This is a genomic window from Brevibacterium permense, assembly GCF_025506275.1.
In the GTDB taxonomy this organism is placed as follows: Bacteria; Actinomycetota; Actinomycetes; order Actinomycetales; family Brevibacteriaceae; genus Brevibacterium; species Brevibacterium permense_A.
Window position 1 is genome coordinate 81,404 of sequence record NZ_QYCP01000090.1, and the last position, 13,968, is coordinate 95,371.

13 protein-coding genes are annotated in these 13,968 nt (G+C 64.5%); 11 read left to right on the plus strand and 2 right to left on the minus strand.

Going from position 1 to position 13,968, the window contains the following annotated elements; translation table 11 throughout:
• The first annotated feature begins 147 nt into the window (after positions 1–147).
• The 6 genes from frr (at position 148) to D3I60_RS11900 (ending at position 5,435) form a co-directional block, all read left to right on the plus strand.
• Positions 148–705: a ribosome recycling factor gene (gene frr / locus D3I60_RS11875; RefSeq protein ID WP_101544639.1), complete on the plus strand. Its 558-nt coding sequence runs from the start codon at positions 148–150 to the stop codon at positions 703–705.
• Positions 705–1,727 carry a phosphatidate cytidylyltransferase gene (locus tag D3I60_RS11880; RefSeq protein ID WP_262776533.1) on the plus strand — a complete coding sequence of 341 codons (1,023 nt, stop codon included), beginning with the start codon at positions 705–707 and terminating at the stop codon, positions 1,725–1,727. The genes frr and D3I60_RS11880 overlap by 1 nt, the downstream gene beginning before the upstream one ends.
• A gap of 186 nt (positions 1,728–1,913) precedes the next feature.
• Positions 1,914–3,143, plus strand: a complete 1,230-nt coding sequence (gene rlmN / locus D3I60_RS11885; RefSeq protein WP_276584579.1) for a 23S rRNA (adenine(2503)-C(2))-methyltransferase RlmN — start codon at positions 1,914–1,916, stop codon at positions 3,141–3,143.
• 100 nt (positions 3,144–3,243) lie between these two features.
• A complete protein-coding gene (locus D3I60_RS11890) occupies positions 3,244–3,804 on the plus strand; it encodes a DivIVA domain-containing protein (protein ID WP_025777300.1) in 561 nt (186 codons plus the stop codon).
• On the plus strand, positions 3,797–4,471 hold the full coding sequence (locus D3I60_RS11895; RefSeq protein ID WP_262776535.1) for a hypothetical protein: 675 nt from the start codon (positions 3,797–3,799) through the stop codon (positions 4,469–4,471). Before D3I60_RS11890 ends, D3I60_RS11895 begins: the two co-directional genes overlap by 8 nt.
• Positions 4,472–4,553: 82 nt before the next feature.
• Positions 4,554–5,435: a putative protein N(5)-glutamine methyltransferase gene (locus D3I60_RS11900; RefSeq protein WP_262776536.1), complete on the plus strand. Its 882-nt coding sequence runs from the start codon at positions 4,554–4,556 to the stop codon at positions 5,433–5,435.
• A 154-nt stretch (positions 5,436–5,589) separates the two neighbouring features.
• On the opposite strand, the gene D3I60_RS11905 is transcribed toward D3I60_RS11900, so the two are convergent.
• Positions 5,590–6,789, minus strand: coding sequence for an acyl-CoA dehydrogenase family protein (locus D3I60_RS11905; protein WP_262776537.1), 1,200 nt, complete (start codon positions 6,787–6,789; stop codon positions 5,590–5,592).
• Between the two features lie 158 nt (positions 6,790–6,947).
• On the opposite strand from D3I60_RS11905, the gene dxr reads away from it, so the two are divergent.
• The 3 genes from dxr (at position 6,948) to D3I60_RS11920 (ending at position 10,034) form a co-directional block, all read left to right on the plus strand.
• The gene (gene dxr, locus D3I60_RS11910) at positions 6,948–8,168 is read left to right on the plus strand and encodes a 1-deoxy-D-xylulose-5-phosphate reductoisomerase (protein ID WP_262776538.1); all 1,221 of its coding nucleotides are present in this window, start codon (positions 6,948–6,950) and stop codon (positions 8,166–8,168) included.
• Positions 8,165–9,703, plus strand: a complete 1,539-nt coding sequence (locus D3I60_RS11915; RefSeq protein ID WP_262776539.1) for a M50 family metallopeptidase — start codon at positions 8,165–8,167, stop codon at positions 9,701–9,703. Before dxr ends, D3I60_RS11915 begins: the two co-directional genes overlap by 4 nt.
• 64 nt (positions 9,704–9,767) lie before the next feature.
• The gene (locus tag D3I60_RS11920) at positions 9,768–10,034 is read left to right on the plus strand and encodes a hypothetical protein (RefSeq protein WP_262776540.1); all 267 of its coding nucleotides are present in this window, start codon (positions 9,768–9,770) and stop codon (positions 10,032–10,034) included.
• A gap of 54 nt (positions 10,035–10,088) precedes the next feature.
• Here the strand turns inward: D3I60_RS11920 and D3I60_RS11925 are convergent, their stop codons facing one another.
• The gene (locus tag D3I60_RS11925; RefSeq protein WP_262776541.1) at positions 10,089–11,489 is read right to left on the minus strand and encodes a serine hydrolase domain-containing protein; all 1,401 of its coding nucleotides are present in this window, start codon (positions 11,487–11,489) and stop codon (positions 10,089–10,091) included.
• Between the two features lie 280 nt (positions 11,490–11,769).
• Between D3I60_RS11925 and ispG the strand changes: the two genes are divergently transcribed.
• Both ispG and D3I60_RS11935 read left to right on the plus strand, forming a co-directional pair.
• Positions 11,770–12,933, plus strand: coding sequence for a flavodoxin-dependent (E)-4-hydroxy-3-methylbut-2-enyl-diphosphate synthase (gene ispG, locus D3I60_RS11930; RefSeq protein WP_262776542.1), 1,164 nt, complete (start codon positions 11,770–11,772; stop codon positions 12,931–12,933).
• Positions 12,934–13,014: 81 nt separating this feature from the next.
• A complete protein-coding gene (locus D3I60_RS11935; RefSeq protein ID WP_262776543.1) occupies positions 13,015–13,896 on the plus strand; it encodes a GNAT family N-acetyltransferase in 882 nt (293 codons plus the stop codon).
• The last annotated feature ends 72 nt before the right edge of the window (positions 13,897–13,968 follow it).

Genomic DNA, 13,968 nt, shown 5'->3' on the forward strand with positions numbered 1-13,968 from the left:
TCACGGCGGGGGACCGCCTCCACCGAGACGGTCGGACGCCTGATATCCACGCAGGTGAGAACACCCGTGCGATGATTCAGTGCGGCATTTTTCAGTGATGACCCATAGAATGAACCCAAAGCTTTAAGAAGAGGGAAAGAGGCAACCGTGATTGAAGAGACACTGGCCGAAGCCAGAGAGAAGATGGACAAGGCCGTCGAATTCACGCAGGAGGACTTCGCGTCGATCCGCACCGGCCGTGCCAACCCCGCACTGTTCGCTGATATCGAGATCGACTACTACGGCGCTCCGACACCGCTGCAGCAGCTCGCCTCGTTCCAGACGCCCGAGGCACGTACGATCCTCGTGACCCCCTACGACAAGGGCACGCTGACCGATATCGAGAACGCTCTGCGCAACTCCGACATCGGGGCGAACCCAGCCAACGACGGCAACGTCATCCGCGTCGTCCTCCCGGACCTCACCGAGGAACGCCGGAAGGAATACGTCAAGATCGTCAAGGGCAAGGCCGAAGACGGCAAGGTCTCCATCCGCAACATCCGTCGTCACGCCAAGGAGACGCTCGAACGCATCAAGAAGGACGGTGAAGCCGGCGAGGACGAGGTCACTCGCAGCATCTCCGAGCTTGACGATCTGACGAAGAGCAAGGTCGAAAACGTCGACAAGCTGCTTGCGCAGAAGGAAGCTGAGCTGCTCGAGGTCTGATGATCGCCGTGACAGGGTCCGACAGCCCCGCAACAGATCCGGCTCCCCGAGGGGAGCCGGATCCGTCAGGCGAGGCAGCGCGGGTCGAGACCCCTTTCCCCAGACGTCGAGACCTGCGCAACTCGGACAAGCCGTATTCGCCTGACGACCCGGAGTCGAATCCGACCGCCGAGGCGGCTGCGGCCGATTCCGAACCTGAACCGAAGGATTATGGTCGAGCAGGACGCAACCTGCCGGCCGCGATCGGCATGGGACTGCTCATCGGCGGCGTGGTGCTCGCGTCCCTGATCTTCCTGCCGATCTCGTTCCTCTTCATCGTCCTCGTCGGCATCGTCGCCGCAATGTGGGAGCTGGCGAACGCTCTGTCACGTTCCGGTTCCCTTGTCTCCCGAGTGCCCACCATGGTGTCGGCAGCCTGTATGGTCGTGGCCACGTTCATCGGGGGCCGCGAAGCACTCTGGGTGACTTTCGCCGCCAGCGCTGGAGCAGTCATGCTCTTCACGATGGTCGAGCGCCGGAAGAACGCAGTCAAGGACGTCTCGCTCTCCCTCTTCGCTCTCACCTATGTCGGCCTCATGGCCTGCTTCATCGTCTACATCCTCACCCAGCCGGACGGTAACTTCTACGTCATCATCTTCCTCGCCGCGGTCGTCGCCTCCGACACCGGCGGCTACGTCTTCGGCGTGTTGTGGGGCAAGCATCCCATCGCCCCGCGGATCTCTCCGAAGAAGTCCTGGGAAGGCTACCTCGGCTCGACCGTCTTCGCCGCCGTGGTCGCAACGGTCCTCGCCGTCACCGTCGTCGATGCTCCGTTCTGGACCGGTTTGGTCATCGGTGCCGTCATCCCCGCTTTCGCCACTCTCGGCGACTTCAGCGAATCGATGATCAAGCGCGACCTCGAACTCAAGGACATGGGCACCCTGCTGCCCGGCCACGGCGGAGTCATGGATCGGCTCGATTCGATCCTGCCGACCGCTCCCGTCGCGCTCGTTCTCTTCTCGGTCCTGCCCGGCTACCTCTGACCGTCCCGCCGACTCGGTTACCCGGCTGTCTCTGGCCCTGTCCGGTTCGCACTTGCCCCACGTGGCGGCTCACACACGACAGCCGCGCAGCGAACATGAGACAATGGCCGTGTGAGTTCTCAAGCAGGCAGAAGGCAGACCAGGCCCGTCGTCGAACATGCCGACGGCACGACATCGAAGACCCCGATGCGCGATGGCCGTCCCCTTCTCAACTTCAAGTCCGCGCGGGTCAAGCAGCCTCCTCAGCATCTGGCCGATATGACGATGGACGAACGCGTCGACGCGGTCAAGGAGATGGGACTGCCTGCTTTCCGGGCCAAGCAGATCTCCACCCACTACTTCAGTCACTATGTCACCGACACCGAGGCGATGACGGACCTGCCCAAGGACAAGAGAGCAGAGATCCAGGAACGGTTCTTCCCGCACCTACTCACCGAAGTGCGCCGCCTGCGCACAGAGAACGGCGACACCATCAAGTTCCTGTGGCGCCTCTTCGATGGGGCACTCGTCGAGTCCGTGCTCATGCGCTACCGCAACAGGGTCACCCTGTGCGTGTCCAGCCAGTGCGGCTGCGGAATGAACTGCCCGTTCTGCGCCACCGGCCAGCAGGGTCTGACCCGGAATATGTCCACGGCCGAGATCGTCGAACAGGTTGTCCGCGCCAACCAGGTCATCGCCGCCGGCGAACTCGCCGAAGCTCCGAAGTCGGATATGCCCGGTGCGGGAGAGACCGCGCTCGGCGGGGAAGCCGACGAAGACGAAGCGGCGGGAGAAGCCGGATTCGACGGGGAGGCCGCGGCCGCCTCGGCGAATGGCCCCGAACGGGTCTCGAACATCGTCTTCATGGGCATGGGCGAACCCCTGGCCAACTACAAGCGAGTGATGAACGCGGTGCGCCGGTTCGTCGGACCGAGTCCCGAAGGACTGGGCATGTCGGCCAGGCGGATCACGATCTCCACGGTCGGACTCGTGCCCGGCATCAACAAACTCGCGGCCGAAGACATCCCCGTCACGTTCGCCCTCAGCCTCCACGCACCCGATGACGAACTGCGCGATGAGATGATCCCAGTCAACACGCGGTGGAAAGCCGATGAGGCCATCGACGCCGCCTATAACTACTACCAGGTGACCGGGCGCCGGGTGAGCATCGAATACGCGCTCATCAAGGACATGAACGACCACGCGTGGCGTGCGGAACTGCTGGCCAAGAAGCTCAACGCCCGCGGACGCGGCTGGGTCCATGTCAACCCGATCCCGCTCAACCCGACCCCGGGCTCGGTGTGGACGGCCTCGGAACCGGAGGTCGCCGACGAATTCGTCCGCCGCCTCATCGATCAGGGCATTCCGACGACGATCCGCGATACCCGCGGATCCGATATCGACGGCGCCTGCGGACAGCTCGCCGCAGCCGACTGATCGACGCCCGGTTCGGCAACTGCGGACTGCGGCAACGCAATTGCTGCGGCTTCCATCTATTATGGTGGAAACACCACAGCCACTCGCTTCTGGAGGAGACATGGCGGACACGACTTTCCCTCGAATGTCCGGTTGGAAGAACGGATACGACCCCAAGCAGGTCGACAGCTTCTTCAAGCGTGCACGTGAGTCCTTCGAACGGCCGACGCCGCAGCCCGGCGACCTCGACTCCCGGGCGGTGCGCACGGTCGGATTCGACCTCGTTCGCAAGGGCTACCACGTCGCTGTCGTCGACGCCGCGCTCGACCGTCTCGAGGACGCATTCGCCAAGCAGGCCCGCGACCGCCTGATCGCGCAGTCCGGTCAGGACGCCTGGGTCTCCGAGCTCACCCGTGTGGCGGCGTCCCTGCGAGGACGCCTGGTCCGTGAGCCCGGTGAACGCTTCGACAATCCTCCTCCCGGAGTCATCGGCTACGACATCACCCAGGTCGACGACATGTGCGACAAGGTCAACTCGTACTTCACGCAGGGCGTGGCGATGAGCGTCGACCAGGTCCGCCGCGTGCTGTTCAAGACCGCAAAAGGCAAGAAGGCGTACAACGAGGACCAGGTCGATGCGTTCATCGACCGCGTCGTCGAAGTGATGGCCTCCGTTGACTGATTTCCACTACTTCGCGGTCCCGACTGCGACCGATCCCGGCACGCTCAACCCGGTTTACGAGCTCCTCGACTTTCCGATCGCGATGGGCAAGGCCGAAGATATCGTGCTGACCGGACCCGCTCCGGAGAAACCGCTCGTCGACGGCCGGGAAGTCACGGATCCCCGCCTGGTTAAGGCCCTGTCCGTTCCCGTCGAGCTCGACCGCGCCGAGGTGCTCGACCGGAGTTCGAAGCTCGCCGGAGTGCTCCGTGCCATGGGCGTGGTTCCGGAATCCGGTGCCCGGCTCACCTTCGCCGAGGATGTCCCGCCGTTGGCGCGGGCGCTCGGTGTGTTGGCTGCCGCCCGGATCGGGCTCGTCGTGGATCTGCGAGCAGGGGCTCCGTCTGACTCTGCCTCAGACTTAGTGGTTCTCCACGCCATCGAAGACGAACCGGTCGAGCCGGGGCGTGCCTCTGTGCGGGTCACCCGGTCGCGCTTCGAAGGCGTCGGAGTGACGATCGGCTCCGAGACCGCGAACCTCGACCAGGCGATGCGCGACTCCCGCGTCGAATTCGCCGCAGTAGTGCCGCTCGACCCGCAGCGCACTCTGCTGCTCACCGATGACGGTGATCTTGAGGCGGGTACGAGCCTCGACTGGTTCCGCTCCGAGGTTCTCACTGCCTCCTGAGCCCCGGACGCCTGGAGGCTTCGACACCGAAGATGGTGTCGACGTTCCGGCTTCCGCGGACCCGCGGTCTGCTGACCAGCGTTTGGCTGAGACGGTATCTGCTCTGCGCGCGGCTGGCTGTGTCTTCGCCGAGGACGAGGCGGCGATCCTGCAGGAGTCAGCAGCTGGCTCTGTGCCGAAACTCGATGAGCTCGTTGCACGACGCGTGGCCGGTGAACCCCTCGAGCAGGTCGTCGGCTGGGTTGATGTCGCGGGTCTGCGACTGAGCGTGCGTCCCGGAGTGTTTGTGCCGCGGCAGCGGACTGCTCTGCTTGCGGCTCACGCAGTCGCGGTGACCCGACAGATGCTGGACGCACAGGGAAATGGGACCAGGACCGCCGCATGCTCAGACTCTGCTGCTGACCGGCCCGTTGTGCTCGAAGCATTCAGCGGAGTCGGCCCGGTCGCCTCAGTGGTGGCCTCTTTTGTGCCGGGGGTGGAGATCCACGTCGGCGATGCTCAAGCGGAGGCCGTGCGGTGTGCGGTGGAGAATGTTCGCCGTTGTTCCCGGGCGGGGGAATCCGCACCCGCAGGCGAATCAGCACAGGAGTCCGGCCCCGCTGTGACCGGCCATGTCCTCGACTGCCTCCAGGGCCTGCCGGAGGGACTGCGGCAGTCAATCTCCGTCATCGCCGCTGTCCCACCGTACGTTCCTGAGACAGCGGCCGAGTTCCTCCCGCATGAGGCTCTCGACTGCGAACCCGGAATGGCGCTGTTCGGCGGTGCTGACGGGCTCGACCTCGTCCGCAGACTCATCACGGACTCACTCGATTGGCTTGCTCCGGCCGGTGCCTTGCTCATCGAACTCGGGCGCGAACAGGCGGCCGCGGCCACCACGTTCGCAACTGCACATGGGCTGAAAGGGCAGAGCCACCTCGGCGAAGGTGAGCAGACTGTGGTCCTCGAACTACGTCGTCGGAACTGACAACGGCCGGCTGAAATCGAGTGATTTCAGCCGGCCGGCTGCGTACCGACTGGTTCAAAGTACATGTGCAGTGCATTAGGGTCGTGCGCCTGTACTTTGAGCCAGTCGGTGATTGGGTGGAGTCAGTGCGCTGCTCCACCCTGGGTGATGCGGTTCAGTTCGCGAAGGCGTTGATTCCGGTCATCGTACGGCCCAGAGTCAGCTGGTGCACTTCGTGCGTGCCTTCGTAGGTGAGCACGGTCTCGAGGTTGACCGCGTGACGCAGCGGCGGGTACTCGCTCGTGATGCCCGACCCGCCGAACAGAGCACGCAGGTCGCGGCAGACATTCATCGCGGTATCGACGTTGACCATCTTGCCCAGGCTGATCTGCTCGGGACGGACACCCTTCTCGGAGTCCTTGAGCTTGCCCAGGTGAGCGGCGAGCAGAGTGATCTGCGAGTACTGGCCGAAGGCCTTCGCAAGCTTCTGCTGAGTGATCTGGAAAGACGCCAAGGGGCGATCGAACTGCACGCGGGTGCCGGTGTACTCCAGCGCGGAGAGCAGCGCGTCGCGGGCAGCACCGGTGACGCCGAAGACGATGCCGTAGCGGGCCTCGGACAGGCAGGACAGGGGGCCTTTGAGTCCCTTGGCCTTCGGCAGCATCGCATCCTCGGGCAGCCGGACGTTGTCGAGGACGATCTCACCGGTGATCGAGGCGCGCAGCGAGATCTTGCGGTGGATCTCCGGGGTCTGCACACCCTCGGTGTTCGAGGGGACGACGAAGCCGCGGACGACATTCTTGCCCTTGTCGTCGACCTCTTCGGTCTTGGCCCACACGACCATGACGTCGGAGACCGGGGAGTTCGTGATCCACATCTTCGCGCCGTTGAGGATCCAATCGGATCCGTTCTTCTTCGCGGTCGTCTTCATCCCCGACGGGTCGGAGCCGACATCGGGTTCGGTCAGACCGAAGCAGCCGATGGCCTTGCCGGCGGCCATCTTCGGCAGCCATTCTTCCTTCTGTGCTTCCGATCCCCAGTGGTGGATGGCGAACATCGCCAGCGAACCCTGCACAGAGACGAGGGAGCGCAGACCGGAATCGACGGCTTCGAGTTCGCGGCAGGCCAGTCCGTACTGAGTCGCCGTCGACCCGCCGCAGCCGTAGCCATCGAGGTGCATGCCCAGCAGACCGAGCTCGCCGAGTCCTTCGGCCAGTTCTCGGGCGGGGATGGTGGCGTCGAGGAAGTAGTCGCCGATCTTCTCCCGGACGTTCTCGTCCAGCCATTTCTTCACGATCGATGCGAATTCGAGGTCATCGGGTTCGAAGACCGAATCCATTCCAAGAATGTCGTCGGGGCTCAGCGTCTTGCTCATATCCATCTCTTTCGCCATTGATTGTCTTCATTCACAGTTTTACCGGAACCCGGTGGAAGATCGGTGTCCCGAAGCACTACAGATGACCATGTCCCGCTAGGCGACACACGAATCCGTGTCGAGTCATTTCCCAGAGAACTTTGGCATCATCGGTTGGCGTGAGTAAACGTGGTTTCATTGTAGTCGGCTCAACCGGTTCGGTCGGCACCCAGGCCCTTGATGTCCTAGCCGAACACCGGGACGAGCACGCGGTCATCGGCTTGGCCGCCGGGTCCCAGCTCGACCTTCTGCTCGAGCAGGCCCTCGATTTCCACGTCCCCGTCATCGGGCTCACGACCCCACCCGCCGGAGGCGAGGCCGAGGTGCGTGCGCGACTGGCCGAGTTGGCTGCGCAGCGGGGGACCGCCGATCCCGTCGAAGCCATCCATCTCGGGGACGATGCCGCCGAGGCGGTCGCGGGCTTGGCCGCCGATATGGTCCTTAACGCGATCACCGGTGCCGCCGGTCTCGGCGCGACCCTGGCCGCCCTCGAACGCGGTACGGATGTCGCCCTGGCGAACAAAGAATCCCTCATCATCGGCGGGTCCATCGTCCTCGACGCCGCTCATGCCTCCGGGGCCCGCCTGGTGCCGGTCGACAGTGAGCACTCCGCCATCGCCCAGGCGCTGCGCGCCGGCACGCACGGGGAGGTCAGCAAGCTCATCATCACCGCGTCGGGCGGCCCCTTCCGCGGCATGACCCGTGATGCTTTGCGTCGGGTCACCCCCGCCCAGGCGCTCAACCATCCCACCTGGTCGATGGGGTCGATGATCACCATCAACTCGGCGACCCTGGTCAACAAGGGCCTCGAAGTCATCGAAGCCCAACTGCTCTTCGACATCGACTTCGACCACATCGAAGTCGTCGTCCATCCGCAGTCGCAGATCCATTCGATGGTCGAGTTCGCCGATGCCTCGACGATCGCGCAGATCTCCCCACCGGATATGCGCCTGCCGATCTCCTATGCGCTGGGCACCCAGGACGATGGAACGACGAAGCGGCTGACCTCGGGGGCTGTTCCCCACAATTGGGGCCAGCCCATGCACTGGTCGTTCGAACCGGTCAACCATCTCGCCTTTCCCGCGCTCGGTCTGGCCATCGACGCCGGCAAGAAGGGCCGCAGCTACCCGGCCGTGCTCAACGCCGCCAATGAGGAACTCGTCGCCGCCTTCATCGCCGGGGACATCGCCTTCACCGGAATCGACAAAGGCCTCGCCCGAGCTCTGGCCGCCCACGAACCGGCGGCCGAACACTCGGTGGAGACCGTGCTGGCCGCCGACGCCTGGGCCAGGGACTTCGCTCGCGCTGACGTCGCCGAACAGAAGGGGGACCGTCGATGACCGTTGTGCTCTACATCGTCGGGATCATCCTGTTCCTCATCGGCATCTCGATCTCGATTGCGCTGCACGAACTCGGCCACCTCACCCCGGCGAAGAAGTTCGGCGTGAAAGTCACACACTATATGGTCGGCTTCGGACCGACCCTGTTCTCGTTCCGCCGCGGTGAGACCGAGTACGGCATCAAAGCCTTCCCACTCGGTGGGTTCATCGCGATGCCGGGTATGTATCCGCCCGAGGCGGCGACGAAGGCTCGCTTTGAGACAGCCGTCGCTGCGCAGAGGGGCGGCACGGCCGCCGGTGTCGAAGAAACGTCGGGCGGCCTCGGCGAATCGGGCGCCGCACTCGATGAGGTGGACAACGAAACGTCGGGCCGCCTCGGCGTGGGGATGGGTGACGGTGATGCCGCTCCGCTGCGCGGGGACCGGAAGAAGCGGAAGGGGCGGCCGTTCGAGGACACGATGGCCGATGCCCGCGAGTTCTCGAATCAGGAGATCGAACCGGGGGAGGAGCACCGGACGTTCTATGCGCTCAGTGTGCCCAAACGCCTCGTCGTCATGTTCTCCGGTCCCTTCGTCAACCTCGTCCTGGGCATCCTCATCATGGGGATCTCGCTGCTGGGCATCGGTGTGGTCACTCCGACGACGACCGTCCAGACCGTCGTCGAATGTGCGGTGCCCGTCTCCGAAGCCCAGCAGCGTCCCGCCTCAGAGCAGAACACCTGCCGTCCCGACGATCAGCTCACCCCCGCGTGGGAGGCTGGGATCAAACCGGGTGACGAGATCACCTCGATCGCCGGCGTCGAGACGAAGGACTGGGACCAGCTGTCCTCGGTCATCAAGGAACATGCAGGCGAACGCGTCGATGTCGACTTCATCCGCGATGGTCAGGCCCAAACGGTGTCGGTGCCGATCATCGCCACCGAACGGCCGAAGGTCGACGACACCGGCAAAGCCGTGCTCAACCCGGACGGAACTCCGCAGACCGAGACCCAAGGATTCTTCGGCGTCGGACCCGTTCAGGAACGTCAGTCCCTGCCGCTCGAGGAGTTCCCCGGTGCCGTGTGGGACCAGGTTTCCGGAGTCTTCCACGCGATCCTCACCCTGCCGGTCAAACTCGTCGATATCGGCGAGGTGGCCGTCGGCACGAAGGACCGCGACGCCGAAGGGCTCGTCGGCATGGTCGGCGTGGGGCGCATCGCGGGCGAGATCGTGTCCACCGATCAGATCGACGTCGTCGACAAGGCGCAGATGGGGCTGGGCATGCTCGGCTCGCTCAACATCTTCCTCTTCGCGTTCAACATGATCCCGCTGCTGCCTCTCGACGGCGGACACATCGCCGTGGGTCTCTACGAAGGTGCGCGCCGCCGCATCAACCGGTGGCGCGGCCGCGGACTGGTCGGCCCCTTCGACACCGCGAAGCTGCTGCCGCTGACGTACGTGTGCATCGGGCTGATGCTGTGCATGACGGCGCTGCTCGTCTACGTCGACCTCGTCAAACCCATCACCCTCGACGCGATCTTCAACTCCGGCGGGTAGGCCGGGCCGTTCCGGCGGATAGGCCGGACACGCAGTTTGGGCGATCTCGGCTAGGGTGGTGCGAGTGGAGAATACTGAGACCAAGCCACGTGAGCGTTTCTTCTCGCGAGCGGAATGGACGTTCATCGGATTCCTTGCGCTCGCCTTCGTGCTGACTCCGCTCTTCTACGGGCTGCCCTTGCTCAGCCCTCTGTTCGCTATGGGGACGCGGGTCCGCGGGCACAGGGCGAAGATGATCTGGCTGTGGACGGTCTCCTCACTGCTCGTCCTGATGTCGATCGCACCGTTCATTCTCAAGTTTGCAGGGCTGAGTAACTTCGTCGTGGAATGAAGGCGTGAGCGATCTGCGGTTGAGCGTTATCATTCCGTTCAGTGGCGGACCCGTTCAAGAACTGAGGGTGATCGCCTGCACCTCGCCGAGGTGATTGAGCCCGACCGTGATCGTGGCGTTCTCATCTGCTGTGCCCGGCACTGTGACCACTCCGCGCAACGGGGAGACCATCTCGAGGTCCGCCTCGGTGAGAGGACGGTCGATCTGCTTCTCCGCCCGCCACCGGGCGAAGCGCTCCCGCCTCTCGTCGCGGGGTTCGTCGAGGTCCATGTTCATGGAGAAGATCTCCTCGGCGACGGTGTCGTCGAAGTTGTTGACGAGGTTCGCCGCGGCCATCACGGCATCGATCTGGGGTTGGACGGCGGGGTATCGGGGCACCGGCGCCGAGGTGGCACTCCGTTCCAGCCGGGTGTCCTGTCGTCCCGTGGCCGCCGCCCAACCGAGGTCGAGCGCGTCCTGGACGACGCGCTGCGCCGGGTAATAGGTCGTATTGCCGAGCACGACGATGCTGAGCCCCAGATCGGGGAGCCAACGCATATGTGAGCCGTATCCTGGGTAGCCGCCTGAATGGCAGACGATGCGGCCGAAACGTGTGTCCAGACGAGTCTCGAGACCGTATCCGTAGCTGAGCGTCTCCGCATGGTGGTCGCTCTTCTGGACCTCCATGGTCCGTCGTGGCTGCTGGTTGTCGGTCAGTATCCGCGACCAGGATCCGGAAGCATAGGAGTCCATGCGTTCGAGGGCGTCGAGATGCGTGTCCATCCATGTGCCGACGTCGTCCACCGTGGAGATGACCCCGCCGATGGGGGAGAAGACTCCTGGGCCGGTGAGTTCGGCCGGGTGGAGGCCGCCGTTGAGGTCGACGCGGAACCCGGTCGCCAGGTCCGGGAAGTCCGTGTGGTCGAAACCGGTGCGCGTGAGCTTCAGGGGATCGAAGATCTCAGTGGACACGAGTTCGGTGAACGCCCTGCCTGTGACCGCCTCGGCGACCATGCCGAGAAGCGCATAGCCGAGGTTCGAATACTCATAGCCGGTGTCGGCGGGCGCGCAGGCAATGGCTCCGCGGTGCAGCCAGTCGGTGAGCTCGGCCGGAGTCATCGCCTCCATCCGGTCCGCCCACGGGTCGTCCTTGGTGAAACCGGTGCTCATCGTCAATGCCTGTCGGCAGGTGCGGTCGGCGATGGCCGTATCGGCCAGTTCCGGGAGCAGGGTGCCGAAAGGATCGTCGAGATCGAGTCCGTCGGCGGCGAGGAGCCCGATGGTTGCGGCGGTGAAGGACTTCGTCATCGAAGCGATCCGGTACGGAACCTCGCCGTTCACGGTTCGGGCGGGGCCGCCTCGGCGAAAGATTCCCCATGCCAGAGATCCACCCTGCTCGTCGAGCTGCTGTGCTTCGGCCTCGAGAGCCGCAGTCATCGCCTCGGCATCGGGGTCCACGAATCCGGGTGTGCTCACAGGGCTGCTCCTTCGCGCAGACGTCAGGTCACCTTCACACTACCGTCAGCCGGTGACACTGGATCGGTACCAGTGGGCCGTGGCGTGGTGCGGGTGGAGTCGAGGTCGCGCGGGGGCCGCCCAGGGTGCGCCGGTTGACTGTCCGGGGTACGCCCTGCGGACGGACAGTTCTGTGTCAGTGGGAGGTCCTACAATGGTGATCGTTCGCACAATCCGGGTCCCGCATCGGCGCTGGCTCGGACATTGTGGCTGGTCAACAGCCTGACTGAAGGGATCCTTCGTGACATCGGTCAATCTCGGAATGCCCGCACCGCCGCCTCCCGTGCTCGCTCCGCGAAGGAAGACGAGGCAGATCAATGTCGGAAAGGTGGGGGTCGGATCCGATTCCCCGGTGAGCGTGCAGTCGATGACGACGACGCAGACGACGGACATCAACGGAACCCTGCAGCAGATCGCCGAACTCACCGCCGCCGGCTGCGATATCGTGCGCGTGGCCTGTCCCACCGCCGACGACGCCGCGGCTCTGCCGATCATCGCCGGCAAATCCCAGATCCCCGTCATCGCCGACATCCACTTCCAACCCAAATACGTCTTCGCCGCCATCGACGCCGGCTGTGCGGGAGTGCGCGTCAACCCCGGCAACATCCGCAAGTTCGACGACCAGGTCAAGGAAATCTCGAAGGCCGCCGCCGAGGCGGGCGTGTCCATCCGCATCGGCGTCAACGCCGGATCCCTGGACAGACGGCTGATGGACAAATACGGCAAGGCCACGCCCGAGGCGCTCGTCGAATCCGCGCTGTGGGAAGCGTCCCTGTTCGAAGAGCACGGATTCTATGACTTCAAGATCTCCGTCAAACACCATGACCCGGTGATCATGGTCCGCGCCTATGAGCTGCTCGCCGAACGCGGCGATTGGCCGCTCCATCTCGGTGTCACCGAGGCGGGACCCGCCTTTCAAGGCACGATCAAGTCCGCTACCGCCTTCGGACACCTTCTGGCCGAGGGCATCGGAGACACCATCCGAGTCTCCCTGTCCGCGCCTCCCGCCGAGGAGGTCAAGGTCGGCAACCAGATCCTAGAGTCCCTCAACTTGCGGCCCCGAAAGCTCGAAATCGTCTCCTGCCCTTCCTGTGGGCGCGCGCAGGTCGACGTGTACACGCTGGCCGAACGCGTCACCGCCGGACTCGAAGGCATGGAAGTGCCGCTGCGGGTGGCTGTCATGGGGTGCGTCGTCAACGGCCCCGGTGAGGCTCGCGACGCCGACCTCGGCGTGGCCAGCGGCAACGGCAAGGGCCAGATCTTCGTCAAGGGCGAGGTCATCCGAACCGTGCCCGAATCCGAGATCGTCGAGACCCTCATCCATGAGGCCAACCGCATCGCTGAGGAGGCCGCGGGTCAGCCATCGGGCGCTGCGTCGGGGCCGCCTGAAGTGACCGTCGGCTAGGTGCGATACCTTGTGAGGACGAAGAGTTTCATGGTCCAGTCATTGGCCCATGCTGACGGCTGAGAAAGAGTTCAGGGGCACATGGCGCTGAGGATCGCACGACTGGAACATCAGCACACCCGGTGGCTGACGGACCTGCTTGCGCGCAACCCCTGCGAGAACGTCTACCTCATCTCCCTGCTCGAAGTCACAGGCACCGCCCGTCTGGGCTCCCCGGCCGGCACCCTGTACGGAATCTTCGATGGTGACCGACCCGTCGCCGCCTACTGGGTGGGCGGCAATATCATCCCGGTCGCGGCGACCCCGGCGACGAATGAGGTGCTTGCCCGGAAACTCAATGCCGACGGTCGCGTGTCCTGCTCACTCATCGGCAGCCGGTCCGTCATCCTCGACCTGCAGCAGCGGCTCAATTGGGGTCGACCGCGTGGAGTGCGCGAACGGCAGCCGCTGCTGGCCATCAGCTCGGATCCGCTGGTCACCCCCGATGAGCATGTGCACCGGGTGACCCTCGATGACCTCGGTGCGGTATTTCCCGCCAGTGTGGATATGTTCACCAAAGAGGTCGGATTCTCACCGATCGAGGACGGCACCGCCGGGTACCTGGCGCGGGTGCGCGGAATCATCCGCGGCAAGAACTGCTACGCCCGGATCTCGTCTACCTTGCCCCAGGGAGGTGCGGTGCCGCGGTGGCCGGCCGAAGAACAGGATGAACAGGTGCTGTTCAAGGCCGATATCGGCATCCGGGCCCGCCGCATCGTTCAGGTCCAAGGAGTCTGGGTCCATCCTGCAGTACGCAATCAGGGTCTGGGGGCAGCGGGCATGGCCGCGGTCGTCCAGCGCACTCGTGACAAAGGCCATTCCACGGTGAGCCTGTATGCCAATGACTACAACGAGACGGCGCTGCGCATGTATGCCCGCGTCGGCTTCGAACAGGTCGGCACCTTCGCCACCGTCATGTACTGAGCGCCCGAGCGCTCAGGCACCGGAAGATTTCACTGACCGCTCGAGTCGCCGTCGCTGTATCAAGCTATGCGG

What these genes read in the sequence shown, in the direction of transcription:
- D3I60_RS11905 (WP_262776537.1), bottom strand. Translation starts at nt 6,789, where the DNA reads ATGAGCAAGACGCTGAGCCCCGACGACATTCTTGGAATGGATTCGGTC.
- D3I60_RS11880 (WP_262776533.1), top strand. Translation starts at nt 705, where the DNA reads ATGATCGCCGTGACAGGGTCCGACAGCCCCGCAACAGATCCGGCTCCC.
- D3I60_RS11935 (WP_262776543.1), top strand. Translation starts at nt 13,015, where the DNA reads ATGGCGCTGAGGATCGCACGACTGGAACATCAGCACACCCGGTGGCTG.
- D3I60_RS11915 (WP_262776539.1), top strand. Translation starts at nt 8,165, where the DNA reads ATGACCGTTGTGCTCTACATCGTCGGGATCATCCTGTTCCTCATCGGC.
- rlmN (WP_276584579.1), top strand. Translation starts at nt 1,914, where the DNA reads ATGCGCGATGGCCGTCCCCTTCTCAACTTCAAGTCCGCGCGGGTCAAG.
- D3I60_RS11890 (WP_025777300.1), top strand. Translation starts at nt 3,244, where the DNA reads ATGGCGGACACGACTTTCCCTCGAATGTCCGGTTGGAAGAACGGATAC.